Raw genomic sequence first — 20,409 nt, 5'->3', positions numbered from 1 at the left:
GCCATGAAAACGACGACATATGACTACGTGATCGTGGGCGGCGGCTCGGCCGGTTGTGTATTGGCCAATCGCCTGAGCGCTGATCCCTCGATCAAGGTCCTGCTGCTCGAAGCAGGCGGTTCCGATCGCCACCCGTTCTTCTCGATGCCCGCGGGCTTCGCGAAGATGACACGCGGCATCGGCTCGTGGGGCTGGTTCACCGTGCCGCAAAAGCATCTGAATAATCGCGTGTTGCGCTTCACGCAAGCGAAAGTGATCGGCGGCGGCTCGTCGATCAATGCGCAGATTTACACGCGCGGCGTCCCCGCCGACTATGACGACTGGGAACAGAAAGCGGGCGCAACGGGCTGGTCTTATCGCGACGTGCTGCCCTATTTCAAGAAGTCTGAGAACAACCAGCGCTTCGCGAACGAATATCACAGCTACGGCGGCCCGCTCGGCGTATCGAATCCGATCAGCCCACTGCCGATCTGCGAAGCGTTCTTTCAGGCGGGACAGGAACTCGGTATTCCATTCAATCCGGACTTCAATGGTGCGAGTCAGGAAGGCCTCGGCTATTACCAGCTGACGCAGCTGGATGCGCGGCGGTCATCGGCGGCCGCGGGCTTTATCAGACCCGTGCTTGGGCGCCCCAATCTGACTGTCACGATGCAGGCGCGAACGTTGCGCGTGATCGTCGAGGGGAGCCGCGCAGCAGGCGTCGAATACGTGATTGGCGATAGCAGCGACCCGCAGATCGTGCGGGCGTCGCGTGAGGTGATCGTCTCGTCGGGCGCGATCGGTTCGCCGAAACTGTTGATGCAGTCGGGCATCGGTCCCGCCGATCATCTCAGGTCCGTTGGCATCAAGCCCATCCACGACCTTAGAGGTGTCGGCTCGAATCTGCAGGATCACCTCGACCTCTTCGTCATCGCCGAATGCACGGGAGATCATACCTACGACAAGTACAACAAGCTGCACAACGCTGCATGGGCCGGCCTGCAATATCTGTTGCTGAAGAAAGGCCCGGTTGCATCGAGTCTCTTCGAAACGGGCGGCTTCTGGTATGCGGACCGCGACGCACGCGACCGCTCGCCCGACATCCAGTTTCACCTCGGCCTAGGCTCCGGTATCGAAGCAGGCATGGCGAAACTGAACAACGCCGGTGTCACGCTAAATACCGCTTACCTTCGCCCCCGCTCGCGTGGCTCGGTCCGTCTCGCCAGCGCGGACCCTGCTGCCGCGCCGCTGCTCGACCCTGACTACTGGTCCGACCCATACGATCGCGACATGGCAATCAAAGGCTTGCGGCTCGCGCGTGACATCTTGCGTGCCCCCGCCATGAAGCGCTATGTGCAAAGCGAAATTCTGCCCGGGCCACGCGTCAGCACCGATCAGGAACTCTTCGAATATGCCTGCGCCAATGCGAAGACCGACCACCACCCTGTCGGCACCTGCCGCATGGGACGCTCCGACGATCCCGACAGCGTCGTCGCGCCGGATCTGCGTGTTATCGGTCTGGACGGGCTGAGAGTCGTCGACGCGTCCGTCATGCCCTATTTGCCCTCATGCAACACGAATGCGCCGACGATCATGGTTGCGGAAAAGGCCGCCGACATGATCATTCAACCCTCAACATTGAGAGGAACGTATGAAGATCAAACTGCCGACATCGGAAGGAACAATCCTGGAATACGCGATGCAGCAGCGGGAAGACCAGCTTCCGCCGTCCACCGCACCGACTTTTAACCGCATCGCCTATGCGGCGGCACACGTCGTCGTCGATCCGTCCCATGCGTACGAGCCATGGGGCGATACGCCTTGTGTCGACTGGGACGCCACGCTCGCATTTCGCAGCTACCTGTATGGCCTGGGATTCAAGGTGGCCGAAGCGATGGATACTGCGCAACGCGGCATGGGCATCGGCTGGCCGACAGCCGCTGAACTGATCCGCCGTAGCATCGCGCACGCCCGCAGCATTCCCGGCGCGGATCTCGCGTGCGGCGCGGGAACCGATCATCTGGACGGCAGCCGTAGCCATACACTTTCCGAGATCGTCGCGGGCTATAAGGAGCAGTTCGAGGTGATCGAATCGGCGGGTGGGCGGCCAATCATGATGGCAAGCCGCGCGCTGTGCGCAACTGCGCGCTCCGCCGAAGACTACCAGCATGTCTATGACGCCGTGATCTCCGCGTCACGCAACAAGGTCGTGCTGCATTGGCTCGGCGATGCGTTCGATGCTTCGCTGTCCGGCTACTGGGGCAGCCGCGACGTCGCGACCGCGATGGCGACCGTGCTCGACATCATCCGGCTTCATCAGGACAGGATCGAGGGCATCAAGATTTCGTTGCTCAATGCGGAGTATGAGCGTCAGCTCAGATCCCAGTTGCCCAAGGGCGTCGTGATGTTCACCGGCGACGACTACAACTACGGCGAACTCATCGCGGGCGACAGCAGCGGGCATTCGCATGCTCTGCTCGGCATCTTCGACCCGATCGCGCCTGTCGCATCGCGCGCATTGACGAAGCTTGCCGCTGGCGATACTGAATCTTATCGCCAGCTTATCGATCCGACTGTTGCGCTGTCGCGCGAACTGTTCGCCGCGCCTACTCAGTATTACAAGGCCGGCGTCGTTTTCCTCGCGTGGCTCAATGGCCATCAGCGTCATTTTTCGATGGCGGGAGGCATGCAGTCGGCGCGATCCGTCGTGCACTACGCAGAGGTGTTCCGCAAAGCCGATTTCGCCGGTGTATTGACTCGCCCCGAACTGGCTCGCCGTCGCATGCGCGAGTTTCTCGGCGTCGTTGCGGGTATCGATAACTAACACACGGTTCGCGTAACACGCGTTCCGATTGGAGACAAAGCATGACAGCACAGGTAGCCTCTTCGGTTCCAAAGTCATCGGTGAACGATGCCGACGCGAGCGTGACAGGAAAGGATCTTCGACGCGTGATCGCGGCAAGCGTCGCCGGCAGCGCAATGGAGTGGTACGACTTCAGCATCTACGGCACTGCTTCGGCGCTCATCTTTTCGGATCTGTTCTTTCCAGGACTCGATAAGGCCGCAGGCCTGCTCGCGATCTTCGGAGCGTACGCCGCGGGCTTTTTCGCCCGTCCGTTCGGCGGCCTGTTTTTTGGCTGGCTGGGCGACAAGTACGGCCGCAAAAGTGTGCTCGTTGCAACAGTGCTGTTGATGGGAGGTTCGACGTTTCTTATTGGTCTTTTGCCCACCTGGCACGAGGTCGGCGTGTGGGCGGCCGCCTTGCTCGTCGCTTTGCGTCTGCTACAGGGCTTCGGTGCGGGCGCCGAACAGGCCGGCGCTTCGCTGATCGTGTCGGAATTCGCGCCACCCGCCCGACGTGGTTTCTATGCTGCATTGCCTTTTGCTGGCTGCATCGTCGGCATTCTGCTCGCGAACGGCATCTTCACGCTCGTCCAGCGCCTGCCGAAAGACGAATTTCTCAGCTATGGCTGGCGCATCCCGTTTTTGTTCAGCGCGGTGGTGATCGTCGTGGGTATTGTGATCAGAATGCGTGTGAAGGAAAGTCCGGTATTCGAAGAGATCAAGAGAACGGGGCACGCGAGCAAACGGCCGGTTCGCGATCTGATGTCGGAGGCACGCGGTACGTTGCTGGTCGCGTTTTGCCTGCGCGTCGGCGAAAACGGCTCTTCCTACCTATATCAGGTGTTCGCGCTCAGCTATCTGACCAAGGTGCTGCTGGTCGACAAATCAATCGGCACGATCGGGCTCACGATCGCGGCGGCGCTTGCGGTGTTCACTATTCCGATGATGGGCTGGCTGTCTGATCGATTCGGCCGACGGCTGATGTACCGCCTCGTTGCGCTGTTCACCTGCCTTTGGGCTTTCCCGGCTTTCTGGCTGTTCTCAACGAGGGACCCGGTGCTGATCGTGATCAGTATGGCTGTCGCGATCGGCGTCGGCGTGTTCGGGATGTATGGGATTCAAGGGGCCTATTTTCCTGAGCTGTTCAATGCCCGCTATCGATACACGGGCATTGCCGTCAGCAAGGAGTTCGCCGCCGTCGCGTCGGGTGGCATCGCGCCGTTCATCGCGGCCGCACTGCTCGCGTGGGCACAAGGTGCGTACTGGCCGATTGCCACCTACATCGCTCTGCTAGCGGGTATCAGCTTCGTCGCAACTTTTTTCTCACCGGAGACTCGCGGGATCAGTCTTCGACAATGATTCGCGAACGTCGAGCGGCCGGTTTCCGTTTCGAGGGCGACGCGCCCTGGAATGAAGGCAACGTCTCCTTGTGGCCGCCTTCAGTCCGATGGCACATTTCCGAGCCAGGCCAACGGCGAACCACACATTCCGATTTCCTGCAAATAGACGTTGTCATTCGACGGATACCACATCGACGCGAAGCCCGTATTGGCGGGAGCGTGGACGGCACTGAGACAGCGGATCGTCAGCCATCCGATACTGCCGATGCAAGAGCGTCCGAACACGCGAGCACGGCTAAAGCGCCATCTGCAGATCCGCAATCGTCGCGGCGAGAAAACGCGCCGCCTCACCGCCCGTGACGACCCGATGGTCGAATGTCAGACTCAGCGGCAAGATCCGATGCACGGCGGGAACGCCGGCTGCCGCCACGACCTGCTCGTGAATACGCCCGGCTCCGAGAATCGCGACAGTGGGCGGCACAACCACGGGAGCCGCATATTTACCGGCGATCATTCCAAAATTCGACAGCGTGATCGTATTGCCGCGCAGTTCTTCCGGCGGAATCCTGCGTGCCCGGATGTCGGCACGCATCCGGTCGAGCCCGCCGCGCAGATCCGCTGGGTCGCGGAGCGCGACGTCGCGTAATACCGGCACGAAGAGGCCATCCGGCAGATCGACTGCGATGCCAAGATCGATCTTCTCCAGCACGTGGCGCCGCCCCGCATGTCCGTCGAACCATGTGTTGAGCCCCGGTTCGGCACGGCATCCTGCCACCAGCGCGCGGATCAGCCGGATCGTGACATCGGTATGCGGCGGCCACGCATCGATGTCGGCGTCGTCGATGACGGTCGCCGCCGCCACTTCGCTCTGCGCGCGCGCCATGTTCTGCGCCATCGCGCGCCGCACGCCGCGCAGCACTTCGGGCGGCCCGAGCTCGGCGAGGACCTTCGCGACGCGCTGCACGTCAGCCGCCGTGATGACACCCTCCGGCCCCGATGGCGTCACCATCGCCAGATCGACATCCAGCTTGCGCGCGAGCGCCCGCGCCGCCGGGATCGCCTTGATCACGCCGACACCCGCACCCATGCCGCCGCCAGGCGCCGCCGGCGCTTCCTGCACCACATGCTGGCCGACCTCCATGTGGCCGACCACGGTGCCGGCATCGGCTTCGTCGCCCTCTCCTTCGAATGCGGCGAGCGGCGCGCCCAGATGCACGACGTCGCCCGGCTGGCCGAACAGCTTCGCAATACGGCCGGATTGAGGCGACGGAATCTCGACGATCGCTTTCGCCGTTTCGACCGACAACAGCGGTTGATCCACGCGAACCTCTTCGCCGCTCCTGACGTGCCACTCGACGATCTCCGCTTCCTGCAAGCCTTCTCCGAGATCGGGCAGTTTGAAGACTTTCATGGCTTCACGACGCCTCCAGAGTCTGCCTGGCCGCGGCAACGATGCGCTCCGTGCCTGGCATATATTGATTCTCAAGTCTGTACAGCGGCACCACCACGTCATATCCGGTGACGCGCTGCACCGGCGCGAGCAGCGAGTACAGTCCGCGCTCGGCGATATTGGCGGCAATCTCCGCGCCAACCCCTCCGGTGCGCGAGCCTTCGTGCACGATCACACAGCGTCCGGTTTTCGCCACCGACGCGAGAATGGTGTTCATGTCGAGCGGTTTGAGCGTCGCCACGTCGATCACCTCGGCCATCACGCCTTCCTGCGCAAGCAGATCGGCTGCGGCCTGCACGTCCTGCAATGCTCCCCCCCAACTCACCAGGGTGACGTCCGACCCATCGCGCAACGTCAGGCAGCTGTCGAGCGGCAGCGCTTCGCCGTTATCCTCGACCGGCTGCCTGAAGAGCCGGTAGAGTCGCGTCGGCTCGAAGAAGATCACCGGGTCCGGGTCGCGGATTGACGCGAGCAGCAAACCGTATGCGCGTGCAGGAGATGACGGTGTCACGACACGCAATCCGGGGATGTGGGTGAACAATGCTTCAGGGCTTTCGGAATGATGCTCCGGCGCATGAATCCCTGCGCCGCACGGCGCACGGATCACTAGCGGGCACGTCTGCCGTCCGCGTGTTCGATGCCGCAGACGCGACGCGTGATTCAGAACGTGATCGATGGCCGGATAGATGAACCCGCTGAACTGGATCTCCACGACCGGCTTCAAGCCCATCGCCGCCATGCCGATCGCGGTGCCGGCGATCGCAGTTTCAGCCAAAGGCGTATCGATCACCCGCTGCGCGCCGAATCGCGCCTGTAACCCGACCGTCGCGCGGAACACGCCGCCGTTCACGCCGATATCCTCGCCGAGCAGCACGACGGCTGGGTCGTGCGCCAGTTCGTAGGCGAGCGCCTGATTGAGCGCTTCGACCATGTTGAGGTCAGCCATGGCGGTTCCCCGCAGGAGGCGCGAATCGCTGCGCCATCGCCAGTTGCTCACGCATCGCCAACGGCAAGGTCTCGTACAGATGATCGAACATGGCGGATGTGTCCGGCGGCGGTACCGCCAGATACGCGTCGACGGCCTGCTCGACCTGCGCAAGACACGCGCGGCCGAGTTGCTCGTCCTGCGCCTTGTCCCAGACGTTCATGCGCATCAGGTACGTGCGCAGGCGCAGCAACGGTTCGTATGCCCATTGCTTGCTGAGGACCTCAGCGTCGCGATAGCGCGTCGCGTCATCGGCTGTCGTGTGATCGCCAAGGCGATAGCTGAGCGCTTCGATCAGCGTCGGGCCATCGCCGCGGCGAGCTTTGGCGAGCGCCGCGTGGACCACCTGGTGCACCGCGATCACATCGTTGCCGTCGACCTGCAGCCCATCGATTCCCGCAGCGATCGCTTTTTGCGCGAGCGTTTGTGCAGCGCTCTGGCGGCTGCGTGGCACCGAGATCGCCCACTGGTTGTTATTGACCACGAGGACAAGCGGCGCCTGCCAGACGCCGGCCATGTTCATTGCCTCGTAGAAATCGCCTTTCGACGTGCCGCCGTCGCCGAATATCGCCACCGCGACGCGCGGCTCGTGACGCAGCAGGAACGCGTAGGCCGCGCCGGCGGCATGACACACCTGTGTGCCGATCGGCACACAGTTCGGAAAATCGTGGCGGGGCACGCTGAAGTTGCTGCCGCGTTCGTCGCCGCCCCAATACAGCAGACTTTCCGTCATCGTGACGCCGCGCAGCAATTGCGCGGCGTGATCGCGATACGAGGGAAACAGCGCGTCGTCGGGATCCATCGCGCTGGCGACGCCGACGCCAATCGCCTCCTGGCCGACCGACGACGCGAAAGTGCCGAGCTTGCCAGTACGCTGCAGCGCGACCGCCTTCGTATCAAATGCCCGTGTCAGCACCATCGCGCGATAGAGCGGAATCAGCGCCATCGGGTCCTGTGCAAACGCAGGTAACGGCTGAGCAGGCTCGCCGTCGGGGCCAAGATATTGCGTGTAGCCGATATGAAAACTGGCAGCCGTGGTCATGACCGCCCTCCATGTTCATTCAGATATCGTATCCGTGCCAGAGTTCACGCGTACGAGCGCTACCGCACGAACACTGCTGCGCTTGCGCACTGAAACCGCAGCGCGTCCAAACTCGATTCTGGACGATGTAAGCGCGCAAAAGGGGCCAGCGCCTCGCCTCGTTAACTACACGCAGCAAAGTAGCCGGGAATACGAACCGAACGCTCGATTGTCGCGATGCACCATCGGATGGGCAGCCGCGCGGCATCGGTCGGGTTTCCCAAATGCGTGCTTTCCGGCTCAGTGTATGCCTGGGGCTGCGATCGATGCCGGGACCTGTGCGCGACGATCAGCAAGCACAGCCACTTTTGCTCGGGCGGAACTTATGTCACGATAAAAGCCTTGCTTCGATTTCCGTCGCGACTCGCGCAGAGCGCGCACCAACTAACGGCCGCGGTCACGGACAGGGTACGGAGCGTGGCGATGAGCGACTTCAGCGTGCCGGACACCGCCTCAAGAGCTTTGAAAAAAGCCGCTTGGGCATCGGCCCCGCGTCGTCTGTTGGCACTCGTGCTCATCGCGTTGATCTTCCCACCGGGACCGGCAACCACCGTTGCCGCCGAGGAGCGCGCCATGACTCTCACGCTGACGTCGCAAGCCTTCCGACAGAACGGGGAGATTCCCCCACAACATACTTGCCAGGGCGCCGATGTTTCCCCGCCGCTCGCGTGGTCCGGCGTGCCGTCGAACGCAAAAAGCCTGGCGCTGATCGTCGACGACCCTGACGCGCCGGACCCGGCCGCGCCGAAAATGACCTGGGTCCATTGGGTGCTTTACAACATCCCGCCGACGGCAATCGGGCTGCCCGAGGGCGCTGCTGCCGGGGGATTGCCGCGCGGCACGCTCGAAGGCACCAATGACTTCAGACGTGCCGCTTACGGCGGCCCGTGCCCGCCCGTGGGACGCCACCGCTATTTCCATAAGCTGTATGCACTCGACACCGTACTGCCCGATTTGAAAAGCCCCAGCAAGGCGGCGCTCGAAAAGGCCATGCAGGGGCACGTACTGGCGCACGCCGAACTGATCGGCACCTATCACAAGCGATGAGTTTGAAGACGACGCAACTCCGACGTGGCTGACTTCCTGCAATTCGTACGCGGGAAGATCAAGGCGCGGACATCCGCCTCGATTTTCAGAGATGCTGCAGCGATTACTGGAACAACTTCGAGTGCATACGCATGCGCAGGCGAGTGTTCAGTAGCCTTCGAGGAGCAGCATCGCGTCGTTTAAGTAGCTACTCCGATGCGTGGCTTGTTGCGCGTCACACGAGCTGTGGCACTTCTTGCACGTTGAACGGCGGAGCTTGCCCCTGCGTAGCACCTCAACTTTCCAGGATTCTCTCCCACGCGCCCGATCGAGCCGAGCGGAACACGGCGTCGATCACTCGCGTATTTGCGCGCGCATCTTCTAGCGGAATAGCCTGCGGGCTTCCACTCAATATCGCCTCCGCGAACGTGGCGGCTGCGATGCCATATTGATCGCACACCGGAAGTTCCAGCCAGCGATCAGTCCCGACACCGGCGCTTGTGTTTTCACTCACTAACAGACGCGTCGGTCGATCGCCTGGTGCATTGAATGGAATTTCGACCTCGATCCGCCCCTTGGTACCGTGAAATTGCATCCGCTGATAGTTATGGGTCTGAGTCGAGTAAAAGAAACTCGCCTGCACACCATCGAAGTCCATCAGCACAGAGCCAAGCCGGTCCACTTCGAATATTGGATCCTGCTCCATCAGGGCAACCACTCGCCTCGGCTCAGACCTGATAACGAAGCGTGACGTTGTGATGGGATAACAACCAATATCGAGCAGACCGCCGCCACCCAGTTCGCTCTGGTTGCGGATATCGTGCGGGTTCGTGTTGTTATAGGTGAAGCCGCCGGTCACCGCCCGCAATTCGCCAATCGCACCTTCGTCAATCAAGGTCCGCACCTTCAACCATTGCGGATGCGTGCGAACCATGAAGGCTTCCTGTATGCATCGGCCGTTGCTGTCGCGCGCAGCGATGAGTCGTTCAACCTGCTGGGCGTCCAGCCCGATCGGCTTCTCACACAGGACGTGCTTGCCCGCCTCGACGGATTTGATCGTCCATTCCATGTGGATGTGATTGGGTAGCGGAATATATACCGCGTCGATTTCCGGGTCCGCCAGGAGCCCCTCGTAACTGTCGTATGCGACCGTCAAACCATATCTGGCTGCGGCTTCCCGAGCCTTCTCCCGAGATCGCGACGCGATGCCCTTCACCCGACACTTTGGCGCGCTGCGCATAGGCATGACAACCTTGTCGTTGATCTTCGCGGTGCCCAGGATCCCCCAGACAATTTCATCCCTTGCCATGACATCCCCTTTTCCGATCAAGTCTTTGATGAGTAGAGCAGGCTGAACAACCGCGTGAGTCGGCAAGTCCATGAGCCCGCGAAGGACCGGAAGCGTCCAATCGCGCCAGTTTACACTCGGCGATTACGATCGCCGATACAAGACCGCTCTCGACCACCTTCGCAAGCGAACGGCCGTTTGCTGGTGCGGATTCGACCGGTCGATGCTGGACCCGTTGAATGACGGTTCCAGGAGGTGATTAATCTGACACCCAAAGGACGGCGATGTGCGTGCTGGTTTAACTGACGGTCGCGGCCCGGCAGCAGAACACGACTGGATATCCACAAGCCGCTCAGCGTTCCTTTGAATGCGTTGCAAGCAGTTGCTGATGGCGTGCTTCGGTTGCATCATCGGCGGGGAACATACATTCCAGGCGCAGTTCCTGTGCGGCAACGGTTTGCGGTGTTCCGACGCTCGTCACCATCGAAAAATAACGAAGAACCACGCCCTCGCTGACGAAGCCAAGCGGAATGACCGGCATCGTGGATAGGGCAGTTGGCGCATGATGCGCCTTCCAGTCGCGCGGCACATCGGGATACGCAAGCAGTTCGTCGAGCAGACGCGTTGTGCCGTCGTCGATGACATGACCGACCGATTCGCGATATACCCGCTGGAGCAAGCTTCGCGAGACGTTGTCCCAGTCGGCCACGAACGGACGCATACCCTGCGGATCGAAGATCAGATGCAGCATGTTGCGCGGTCCTTCGCGCGAAGCCATGTCGATGAAGTGGTTGAAAAAGCGAGGCGCTGCTTCGTTGGTCATCAGGACATTCCAGTGACGGTCCATGACGATCGCCGGAAACGGTTCGTGCTGGCGAACGACCCGCTCAAGCGCGCGGATGACACTGTGCATCTCCTGTGCGTCCCAAGGTGCCTCCGAATACACGGGCGCGTAGCCAGCGGCGAGCAGCAGTGCATTGCGCTCGCGCAGCGGCACGTCGAGCGTCTGCGCGAGGGTCAGTAGCGTGTCCCGACCCGGCACGCTGCGTCCGCTCTCAATGAAGCTGATCTGGCGCTGCGAGACACCGGCCTCGAGCGACAGGTCGAGCTGACTCACGCCACGCAAGTCGCGCCAATAGCGTAACAAATCCCCAAGTTCGCTCCGCGGCACTTTCGGATCGGGACGAGTGACGTTCATCGGATTTCCCTAATCAAGGCGGACGAATATAACGGGCTCAGGTTGCGGGCGCATGCCAGACGAATTCCTCAAACGGCGCTTCGAGCGCCGGCTGGGTAACGCTTCCGGTGTAGTTCGTGATAGTAGATGCCGCAACCACCGCAATGACCTCGAGTATCTGCTCGGAATTGAACCCTGCTTCGAGGAAGCGTCTCTGATCCGAAACAGTCAGGCGGCCGCGCTTTTCGATCAGCGTACGCGCCAGCATTGATAGCGCGGCCAGTCTGGTGTCACCAGGCAGGCCGCCGTGCCGGATTGCGTCGACATCCGCGGGATGTACGCCCTCCTTCAACGCGAGCGCGGTGTGAAACGCGACCGGCCACTCACTGGCGTTCGTGACCGCGTTGGTCAGCAGCAACGTCTGGATCTGCGACTCCGTCAGACTGCTCGCATGCACGCGCTCGAACAGACCAATGAATCCATTGATCAGCACCGGTGAAGCGGCCATCGTGGCTGCGATGTTCGGGATCAGGCCGAACGCCTGTTGCAGTTGCTGGAGCACGGACTTCGATTGCGCAGGGGCAGACTCGATCGTGAGAACAGGATAGCTGGACATGGTATCTCCTTGACGGTGAGCGCCACCGGATTGGTGGCGCGATAGCCAAAGAGTAGAGACGGCTGCGCGGTGCGCCAATTACATCGAATGTAATCTCCGTGCAGCGCGAAGCCCAGTTGGAAAAGTATAGATTCGATCTGTACGCGCCTCGTGGACGCGGACCCGGCATCCGGCGGTGCTTCGCCCGTCTCTATCGTGAGTTTGTGGACCAATCGGATGACACGTGTCGGACGTACAGCGGACGTCAATACGAACGTGGGAGGAACCGCATTAGCGGCCGTAGATGTCCAGGTTTGCAGGATGCCTGCCCTCGACCACGGGCATGGGCGTGCGCCACAGGCACATGCGGGCAGGCGTCGTATAAACCTCAAGGGAGGAAACGCGGAGTGTCCCGGAGCGGCCACGCGATGCGTATAGCGCGACAGATAGGCGAGTACGGCCTCCGGCCCTGCGAACGGGCGCTTCGCATACACCACCCACTCACACCCGCGCAGCGGCGCGAGCCACTGGGCGAAGACGGCCCGATCGGCGAGCGCGGCGTACTCACCGAAGAACCGTAGCTGGCCGCGGCGATGCACTGCAGCGAGTTCTTCCAGGAAGCGGTCTATCCGACTCATCGAAGCGGACGTTCAAAATCAATCGAAACCCGCTATGACAAACACGCATACGCCTCACCGCTGCACCGCAGTGCTATCTGGCGTCGTGCTGCAGATACTTGTGGGCGAACGCGATTGCCATGCTGCCCTCGCCGACAGCTGAAGCGACGCGCTTGACCGGGCTCAATCGCACATCCCCACAGGCAAACACGCCAGGAACACTCGATTCGAGGAGGTAGGGATCCCGGCTATGGGTCCAGCGTCCTGCCTTAACGACGTCGTCCCCGGTGAGAACATATCCGCGCACGTCGCGCGCGATTTCCGTCGGCAACCACTCGGTCTCTGCATCGGCGCCAATGAACACGAACAATCCACCACTGTCGTGCCGACGCACTTCTGCGCTCAGTCCGTCGCGTACATCGATCGCCGTCAGATGGGTATCGCCGTATGCACCGACTACTTCCGATCGCAGTTGCACCGCTACGTTTGACTTTTCACGAAGCTGCTCGACAAGGTAGCGGGACATGCTCTTCTCAAGCGAATCGCCTCGCAAGACAAGCGTAACCATGCGCGCATGATTGGCGAAGTACAAAGCGGCCTGGCCAGCCGAGTTTCCTCCACCGATCAGATAGACGTCGAGTCCGTGAGTAGCGCTCGCCTCGCTGCGTGACGCGCCGTAGTAAATTCCTTTACCGATAAACCGGTCGAAGCCATCGATCAAGAGGCGGCGCCACGTGACGCCTGTCGCGAGAATGATCGTTCGCGCCCGGATGACGTCGCCTCCGTCGAGGTGAACGTTACGCCCATCGACATCGATTTGAGCGACAGACCGTGTCACCAGAATCTCTGCGCCGAGCCGCCTTGCCTGCTGCAGTGCACGGCTCGCGAGTTCGTCTCCCGACACACCATTGGGGAAGCCGAGGTAATTCTCGATGCGTGAGGATGTCCCGGCCTGCCCGCCTGGAGCTTCGCGCTCCAGCACCACAGTACGCAAGCCTTCCGACGCACCGTACACTGCCGCAGCGAGACCGGCCGGCCCGCCCCCAATGATCACCGTATCGTATTCGGCCAGGCGGGGATGCGTCTGCAGGCCCAGCAACCCGGCAAGCTCGCGTGTCGCAGGTCGGCTCAGCACCGTCCCGTCGACCAGCCGCAACACCGGGCAATCCTCCTCTGACGGACAGGTTCCAGGCCAGCGCGTCGTCAGTTCGGGCGCATCCGGTGTCATCCAGTCGTAGCTGATCTGGTTGCGGGCGAGGAACTGGCGCAACGCCGTACAAGCGTTGTCCCAGCGACTTCCAATCATGGTCACGCGGGGCTTGGGCGGCTCGGCGGAGAGGCCTTGCAGCCCGCCGATGCGCTCGCGCGCAAGGGTGCCCATCCTGAACGCAATTTCTGGCGACGCGGCAGCAAGTACGTAGTAACGCTGAGCGTCCACGCGCATTACACGCGACGGCTCTGCGGCCCGATAGGCGCCTGGAAACGGCGAACTCAGCGCGAGCGGCACTTCGCCAAAGATGGTGCCGGGCAGACGCCAGCCCAGCGTGCGCTCGATACCGTCGAACGTCTTGATGACTTCCATCTTGCCGGCCAGAACGGCGTACAGCGCGCGCTCTCCACCTTCATGGACCGCGAATTCACCCGCGCACAGATGCAGGTCCGCGGACGTGTGCGCGAGATGCTCCAGTTCGTTGTCGGAGAGTGTTGAGAACAGTGGAATTGCCCGGATGTCGTCGATTGTCAGCATGGCTTCGTCCAAACAGGCAATTGAGGTGAAGCTCGGTCCACCTGGTTTCAGGTCGTCCCACCTGGTCAAAAGAACATGCGCAAGCAGGCGGCTCAGCCCCGGGCGTTCGATCCGAGGCGGGCACAACGCCGTTACTCTTCCCGCACCGAGCGCACCAATACTGCCCGAGTAGTTATGCGAACGCATCCCACAACTGCGCGAGAGACAGCCGGCAGACCGAGCCAGTATATGATTTTCGGATGCGAATGCTTATGCGCTGGAGCCACTTCCCCGGTCGAAGCGCGGCGATAGCGTTCGCCGCTCTTCCGAGGCAGCCGAGGTCGAAGGTCCACTTTACGCCTCTCGACACGAACGGCCGTTCATGGCCAGAACTGAGACACCGCTCATCTCACACAGCCCCCCACTCCCCTCGCAAATGCTCTACAAACGCCTGCTGGATCGCCGTACCCAGCCAGTCGGTGCGTACCGTGAAGCCGACCGCGCGGCTCGCTTCGGGCGTCTCCAGATCCAGCGCGACCATCTCGCTGCCCGAATAGGCATCCACAATCTGCGAACGCGACAGCAGCGTAATGCAGTCGCTTTCGATCAACATCGCCATCATCATCGCGAGTGAACTCGTCTCGACCACCAGTGGCGGTCTGACCGGCAAGCGGGCGAACAGCGAATCGATCACCGCGCGCCGCGGCACGTTGCGCTGGGGCACGACCCAGTCGTAGTCGGCGAGGTCGTGCGCGGCGATGGTTTTTTGCCCGGCCAGCCGATGTCCCTTGCGCACCGCGACGACGTACGGATCGGCGAACAGCTCGGTCTCCTGCACGGAATCCGTGAGACGCGGCTCGCGCAGGCCGCCGATGATGATGTCGATCGCACCCATGCGCAGTTCACGCAGCAGGCGCTCGTGAGAACCTTCGTCGACGGTGACGCGCGCGGCCGGATAGCGCTCGCGTAACCGTTGAATCGCGCGTGCGACGCGTCGCGGCGGCAGCAACGGCAGCACGCCTATCGCCACTTTGCCGGTGAGCTGCCCGCGAGCGTAGGCCAGATCCTCGCTCGCCTGCGCGATTTCGTAGAGCGCCAGACTCAGACAACGCGCGAATTCGACGCCCGCCGGATTCGCCAACACACTGTGCACGCGCCGGCGGTAAAGCGATACGCCTACGTTCTGCTCGATCTGCCGCGCCGCCCGATGCACGGCGGGCTGCGAGATGCCGAGCGACTGCGCTGCCTCCGCCGCGGAGCCCGCGTTGGCAATGGCGATATGGCAACGCACCTGCGTATCGGTCAGATGCCGACAAATCCTGGCCGCGTTCGCCGCCGGCGTGGCCTGGCCGGTCAGGTTCGCGACGGCCCGTTCCATCTGGTCGAGCATGCGTCGCACACGCCGTTGCAGGATCACGCCCTCTTCCGTCAGTTCGCTGCCGCCGAAGCCGCGCTCGAACAGCCGCCCGCCGAAACTCACCTCCAGCTTGCTGATGGCAAGGCTCACCGCGGGCTGCGTACGCCCCGCGCGCACGGCTGCCTGGCCGATGCCGCCGGCCTCGCACACCGCGTCGAACAGGAAAAGACGCCGTAATCGCGCCAGATCGTCGTCCGGCGAGGCGCGCTCGACTTCGCTCATCGAATCCCCAGAATGGCTATGTGAAAACCCTTAGCTTAACCATAATTTATGGCCCGAAGCGTACTTCATATTGAGAGCTTCGGCTACATCCCACTTACAGTTACGCCCATCCGATCAAACAAGATTTCAGTCAGGAGCACCCTCATGTCCGTTGTCATCGACACGCATACCCACGCAATTTCCCCAGATAAACAACGCTACCCGCTCGCGCCGGTCGGCGGACACCAGTCGGAATGGTCGGCGACGCGTCCTGTCAGTTTCGAAGGGCTGCTGGCCTCCCTGGACGAAGCCGGTATCGACCGCGCAGTGGTGGTGCAGGCTTCGACGGTATATGGCAACGACAATAGTTATGTGGTCGACGCAGTGCGCAGCCATCCCGATCGCTTCGCGGGCGTGTTCTCGATCGACGTTCTGGCAAGCGACGCCGTCGCGCAGATGCAGGGCTGGCTCGACGCCGGCCTCTCCGGCCTGCGTCTTTTCACGACCGGCAGCACGATGCCTGGCCAGGCGGACTGGCTCGACGACGAGCGCTCGTTCCCGGTGTGGGAATACGCGCAGCGCCACAACGTCTCGATCTGCCTGCAGATGACCGCGCGAGGCATTCCCGCGCTGCTGAACATGCTTGCGCGTTTTCCGGACATCCGCGTGTTGCTCGATCACCTCGCGCGTCCCGAACTCGCCGGCGGGCCGCCGTACGAAGCCGCTGCACCGCTTTTCAGCCTCGCCTCGCATGAAGGCGTGTATCTGAAGCTCACGAACCGCACCGTCGCCGAAGCCGCGCGCGGCGCTTCGACGCCCGCGGCCTTCTTCCCGCGTGTTCTCGAAGCATTCGGCGCCCATCGCATTGCGTGGGGCTCCAACTTCCCGGCCGCCGAAGGCGCACTGCCACAACTGCTCGCCGATGCTCGCGAGAGTCTATCGATGCTGCCCGCCGACGCTCGCGAAGCGATCTTCGGTGGCACCGCGCGGACGATTTATCCGGCGCTTGCGGCCTGAAACAAAACAGGAAACAAGATCGTGAGCCTTTCCGCACAACCGCTGCGCCTGAAAACCGCGCTGAAAACCTATCCGCACACACGGATGCTGAAGTCGGGCGAACTGACCGACCCGGCCGTCGAACTCATATTCGAGGACGTCGAACCGATTCACCGCGCCTTTGCACCGATGGCGCGCCGTCAGGTCTACGACGTCAGCGAAATGGCGATCGTCACTTATCTGCAGGCAAAAGCCTACGGCAAACCGCTGGTGCTGTTGCCCACGGTCGTGGCCGCGCGCTTCCAGCAGGGCTGCATCATTCATAATGCGCAGCGCGGCAAACTCGATGTCGGCAGTCTGGCGTGCAAGAAAGTCGGCGTTCGCGCCTATTCGCAGACCACCGGCATGTGGGTACGCGCGATTCTGGCGCAGACCTACGGCGTGCCGCTCGAACAGATCGAATGGGTCACGATCGAAGGCGCGCATCTGGAGGAGTATCGCGAACCGCCGTTCGCGCACCGCGCCGAGGCCGGCAAGCAACTGTTGCCGATGCTTCGCGCAGGCGAAATCGACGCCGCCATTCTCGGCAACGATCTGCCCGACGAGCCCGGTCTCGAACCGCTGATCGACAACGCCGCCGCGGCCGACCGCGAATGGTACGCGCAACATCGATATGTTCCGATCAATCACGTCGTGGTGGTAACGAAAGAACTGGCGGATACGCAACCGCAAGCTGTGCACGCCGTGTACGACCTGCTGTGCCGCGGCAAGGCGGCAGTCGCCGCGGAAAACGCCGGCAAGCCGGACAAGCTGTTGTTCGGCTACGACGCGCTGCGCGGTCCGCTCGAGGAAACGCTTGCGTACTGCGAGCAGCAGCAGTTGCTGCCGCGCAAGCTGAGCGTCGACGAGATTTTCGCCGACAGTCTCGACATTCTGGGTGACGCCGCGCGCTAACGGCACATTCGTCCGCATCACCATTCTTGAGCGAACCCGAGTTCGCCACCGCTTGACAAGGAGACACCATGAGCTTGCCCGGCAAGTCCACCGCCACGAAACCCAAGGCACGTCTGCCGTTTTATCGCGACCTGTCCTTCCAGGTGCTGGCCGGCATGGCATTGGGCATCGTCACGGGCTACTTCTTCCCGAAGTTCGGCATCAACCTGCAACCCGTCGGCGACGCCTTCATCCGCATCATCCAGATGCTGATCGGGCCGATCATCTTCTGCACCGTTTGCAGCGGCATTGCGGGCGTTAGCGACTTCAAGAAGGTCGGTCGCGTGGCGATCAAGGCGCTCGTCTATTTCGAAGTGGTGACCTCGCTCGCGCTGGTGCTCGGCCTCGTGGTCATCAACGTGCTCAAGCCCGGCGTCGGCATGAACGTGGACATGCACAGCGTGCACTCCGCCGCTGTGGATGCGTACGTCGCGAAAGCGCATCACATCGTCACGACGAGCGAATTCCTGTTGAACGTGATTCCGCACACGGCGATCAGCGCGTTCGCCGGCGGCGACGTGCTGCAGGTGTTGTTCTTCTCGGTGCTGTTCGCGTTCGGCCTCGCGGCAATCGGCGAACGTGCACAACCGGCGTTGAACCTGATCGACTCGGTATCCGGTTCGCTGTTCTGGATCATCGGCCTGACGATGAAGATCGCACCGCTCGCCGCGTTCGGCGCGATCGCGTACACGGTCAGCAAATTCGGCTCCGGCACGCTGATCTCGCTCGGCAAACTCGTACTCGAGTTCTATCTGACTTGCGCCCTCTTCGTCCTGCTGATTCTCTGGCCGATCGCCAAAGTGAACGGCTTCAGCCTGCTGCGCCTGATGCGCTATATCGGCGCGGAGCTGTTGCTCGTGATCGGAACGAGTTCGTCGGAAACAGTGTTCCCGCAACTGATCGACAAGCTCGAACGGCTCGGCTGCGAGAAGTCTGTGGTCGGTCTGGTCCTGCCGACGGCGTACACGTTCAATCACGACGGCACGTGCCTGTATTTCGCCGCAGCCGCCGTGTTCCTCGCGCAAGCCACCAACACGCCGATGAACTGGCACGATCAGCTGGTGCTGCTTGCCGTGTTGCTGCTCACGTCGAAGGGCGCAGCGGGTGTATCCGGCGCCGCGATTGCGGTGCTCGCCGCAACGCTCGCCGCGTCGAACACGATTCCGGTCGAATCGATCGCCCTGATTCTCGGCATTCACAAGGCACTGTCCAGCGGATTCGTATTCACCAACATCGTCGGGAATAGCGTGGCGACGATCGTGGTGGCGAACTGGGAGAAGGCGCTGGATCGCGTCGCACTGCGCCGCGAACTGAAGGCCGGCTTCAAACCTCCCGATACATCGCCCACCCGACTCAACCACACGAGCAGCAGCCAGGCAGGCAACTAGCAAGCCATGCCGCGAACCGGCGGCGCGGATAGACGTGCCGCCGGTTCGGCAGAAAACCGATAACCGAATCTGGAAGCAGACGTTTTACTTAGTCATACGAATCGTGTGGCGATATTCCATGATCGCCCGCCATTCCACACAACGACACTATTAAATCGGAGACAAACAATGAAAACAAAGGTTTGGAGAACCATTGGGGTTGGCCTGTCGGCCGCGGCCGGCACGTTGAGCGCCATGCCCGCGCATGCGCAATCGAGCGTGCAGATTTATGGCACGGCGGACGGCGGCGTGCGTTACCAGACGAACGCTGCAAAAGGCGGAGGCACGGTGGTGACGATGAATTCGAATGGCTACTACAGTTCGAACAAACTGGGCTTTCTCGGCAAGGAAGATCTGGGCGACGGCTGGAACGCGCACTTCCAGCTGGAGAACGGCTTCAACCTCGGCAACGGGCAGTTCGACAATACCAGCGGCATCGAATTCAACCGGCAGGCATTCGTCGGTCTCGGCAATTCGAAGTACGGGTCTGTCGATCTCGGCCGGCAGTACACGATTTCGCACGACATCATCAGCATCTACGATCCGTTCGGCTTTCACTTCACGCCGATCCTGCCGTTGACGACAGCCTCGGACGGCACGCGCAACAACAACGCAGTCAAATACAAGAACACCTTCGGCCCGTTGCTGTTCGAAGTCGACAATTCGTTCGGCGGCGTCGCGGGCAATTTCAGCAGCGGCGCGACGCGCTCGGCTGGCATGAGCTACAGCGCGGGCCCGGCCAGCCTCGGCGGCGTGTACGGCCATCGCAACATCCTGACGGGCACGACCTACATCGGCGACAGCTACTACATGGCCGGCGCCGCCTACAGGATCGGGCCGGTGCGAGTGTCGGGCGGCTTCATGTCCGAGGATCTGCAGAATCCGGCCACACCGCACCAGGTGACGAACAATGCCTTCGGCGGCATCACGTGGACCGTCGCGCCGGACGTGATTTTCGACGGCGGCTATTACCAGACCACGGTGTCGAACGACAAAGCCAGCCGGCGCGGCCTCTCGATCATTTCGCTGGCTTATCTGCTGTCCAAGCGCACTACGCTCTACGGCGAAGTCGATTACACGTCGTACAAGCATGCGGTGGTCAGCACGCTGAATCCAGCGGGTGCGTCGAGCCAGACGGCGGTGACGGTCGGTATCGATGTTCTTTTCTAGTTCCACAGACTCACTCAGCCGCGCGTAATCGATGAGCGCGCCGAATTTTCAGGGAGCCACCCATGATCATCGATATCCACGGGCACTATACGACCGC

General features: G+C 62.0%; 16 protein-coding genes and 1 pseudogene. 8 read left to right on the top strand and 9 right to left on the bottom strand.

Going from position 1 to position 20,409, the window contains the following annotated elements; genetic code table 11:
• Positions 1 to 3: 3 nt before the first annotated feature.
• The 3 genes from P3T16_RS16340 to P3T16_RS16330 are packed head-to-tail and all read left to right on the top strand — an operon-like array spanning position 4 to position 4,182.
• Positions 4 to 1,728: a GMC family oxidoreductase gene (locus P3T16_RS16340; RefSeq protein ID WP_429343053.1), complete on the top strand. Its 1,725-nt coding sequence runs from the start codon at positions 4 to 6 to the stop codon at positions 1,726 to 1,728.
• Entirely contained in the window at positions 1,631 to 2,803 is a 1,173-nt protein-coding gene (locus tag P3T16_RS16335) for a dihydrodipicolinate synthase family protein (protein WP_429343052.1), read from the top strand. Before P3T16_RS16340 ends, P3T16_RS16335 begins: the two co-directional genes overlap by 98 nt.
• 41 nt (positions 2,804 to 2,844) lie before the next feature.
• Positions 2,845 to 4,182 (top strand): MFS transporter, encoded by a 1,338-nt coding sequence (locus tag P3T16_RS16330; protein ID WP_429343051.1) that lies wholly within the window; start codon positions 2,845 to 2,847, stop codon positions 4,180 to 4,182.
• Between the two features lie 276 nt (positions 4,183 to 4,458).
• On the opposite strand, the gene P3T16_RS16325 is transcribed toward P3T16_RS16330, so the two are convergent.
• From P3T16_RS16325 to pdhA, 3 genes are read right to left on the bottom strand one after another with little or no spacing between them, the layout of a single operon-like run.
• Positions 4,459 to 5,574, bottom strand: coding sequence for a dihydrolipoamide acetyltransferase family protein (locus P3T16_RS16325; protein WP_429343050.1), 1,116 nt, complete (start codon positions 5,572 to 5,574; stop codon positions 4,459 to 4,461).
• Positions 5,575 to 5,578: 4 nt separating this feature from the next.
• Positions 5,579 to 6,559 (bottom strand): alpha-ketoacid dehydrogenase subunit beta, encoded by a 981-nt coding sequence (locus P3T16_RS16320; RefSeq protein ID WP_429343049.1) that lies wholly within the window; start codon positions 6,557 to 6,559, stop codon positions 5,579 to 5,581.
• The gene (gene pdhA, locus P3T16_RS16315) at positions 6,552 to 7,640 is read right to left on the bottom strand and encodes a pyruvate dehydrogenase (acetyl-transferring) E1 component subunit alpha (protein ID WP_429343048.1); all 1,089 of its coding nucleotides are present in this window, start codon (positions 7,638 to 7,640) and stop codon (positions 6,552 to 6,554) included. The genes P3T16_RS16320 and pdhA overlap by 8 nt, the downstream gene beginning before the upstream one ends.
• Before the next feature lie 612 nt (positions 7,641 to 8,252).
• Here pdhA and P3T16_RS16310 point away from each other — a divergent pair.
• Positions 8,253 to 8,726: a YbhB/YbcL family Raf kinase inhibitor-like protein gene (locus P3T16_RS16310; RefSeq protein ID WP_429258512.1), complete on the top strand. Its 474-nt coding sequence runs from the start codon at positions 8,253 to 8,255 to the stop codon at positions 8,724 to 8,726.
• Between the two features lie 274 nt (positions 8,727 to 9,000).
• On the opposite strand, the gene P3T16_RS16305 is transcribed toward P3T16_RS16310, so the two are convergent.
• The 6 genes and pseudogenes from P3T16_RS16305 to P3T16_RS16280 all read right to left on the bottom strand — a co-directional run bounded on the left by P3T16_RS16305 (position 9,001) and on the right by P3T16_RS16280 (position 15,747).
• On the bottom strand, positions 9,001 to 10,086 hold the full coding sequence (locus P3T16_RS16305) for a Gfo/Idh/MocA family protein (RefSeq protein WP_429343047.1): 1,086 nt from the start codon (positions 10,084 to 10,086) through the stop codon (positions 9,001 to 9,003).
• Positions 10,087 to 10,345: 259 nt separating this feature from the next.
• Positions 10,346 to 11,191, bottom strand: coding sequence for a helix-turn-helix domain-containing protein (locus P3T16_RS16300; RefSeq protein WP_429343046.1), 846 nt, complete (start codon positions 11,189 to 11,191; stop codon positions 10,346 to 10,348).
• Positions 11,192 to 11,228: 37 nt separating this feature from the next.
• Entirely contained in the window at positions 11,229 to 11,786 is a 558-nt protein-coding gene (locus P3T16_RS16295) for a carboxymuconolactone decarboxylase family protein (protein WP_429343045.1), read from the bottom strand.
• Positions 11,787 to 12,184: 398 nt separating this feature from the next.
• Positions 12,185 to 12,403 (bottom strand): annotated as a pseudogene (locus P3T16_RS16290) (transposase); the annotation flags it as partial.
• A 73-nt stretch (positions 12,404 to 12,476) separates the two neighbouring features.
• On the bottom strand, positions 12,477 to 14,129 hold the full coding sequence (locus P3T16_RS16285) for an FAD-dependent oxidoreductase (RefSeq protein ID WP_429343044.1): 1,653 nt from the start codon (positions 14,127 to 14,129) through the stop codon (positions 12,477 to 12,479).
• 388 nt (positions 14,130 to 14,517) lie between these two features.
• Positions 14,518 to 15,747, bottom strand: coding sequence for a LysR family transcriptional regulator (locus tag P3T16_RS16280; protein ID WP_429343043.1), 1,230 nt, complete (start codon positions 15,745 to 15,747; stop codon positions 14,518 to 14,520).
• Between the two features lie 144 nt (positions 15,748 to 15,891).
• Between P3T16_RS16280 and P3T16_RS16275 the strand changes: the two genes are divergently transcribed.
• The 4 genes from P3T16_RS16275 (at position 15,892) to P3T16_RS16260 (ending at position 20,312) form a co-directional block, all read left to right on the top strand.
• Positions 15,892 to 16,743 carry an amidohydrolase family protein gene (locus tag P3T16_RS16275; protein WP_429343042.1) on the top strand — a complete coding sequence of 284 codons (852 nt, stop codon included), beginning with the start codon at positions 15,892 to 15,894 and terminating at the stop codon, positions 16,741 to 16,743.
• Positions 16,744 to 16,764: 21 nt separating this feature from the next.
• On the top strand, positions 16,765 to 17,676 hold the full coding sequence (locus P3T16_RS16270) for a hypothetical protein (protein WP_429343041.1): 912 nt from the start codon (positions 16,765 to 16,767) through the stop codon (positions 17,674 to 17,676).
• Positions 17,677 to 17,744: 68 nt separating this feature from the next.
• Entirely contained in the window at positions 17,745 to 19,103 is a 1,359-nt protein-coding gene (gene dctA, locus P3T16_RS16265; RefSeq protein ID WP_429343040.1) for a C4-dicarboxylate transporter DctA, read from the top strand.
• A gap of 168 nt (positions 19,104 to 19,271) precedes the next feature.
• Positions 19,272 to 20,312 (top strand): porin, encoded by a 1,041-nt coding sequence (locus P3T16_RS16260; protein WP_429343039.1) that lies wholly within the window; start codon positions 19,272 to 19,274, stop codon positions 20,310 to 20,312.
• Positions 20,313 to 20,409: the final 97 nt, after the last annotated feature.

Source organism: Paraburkholderia sp. GAS42, from assembly GCF_050436565.1.
Taxonomy (GTDB): domain Bacteria; phylum Pseudomonadota; class Gammaproteobacteria; order Burkholderiales; family Burkholderiaceae; genus Paraburkholderia.
Note: the sequence above shows the minus strand (reverse complement) of the source record. Positions and strands in the feature narration are given on the sequence as shown.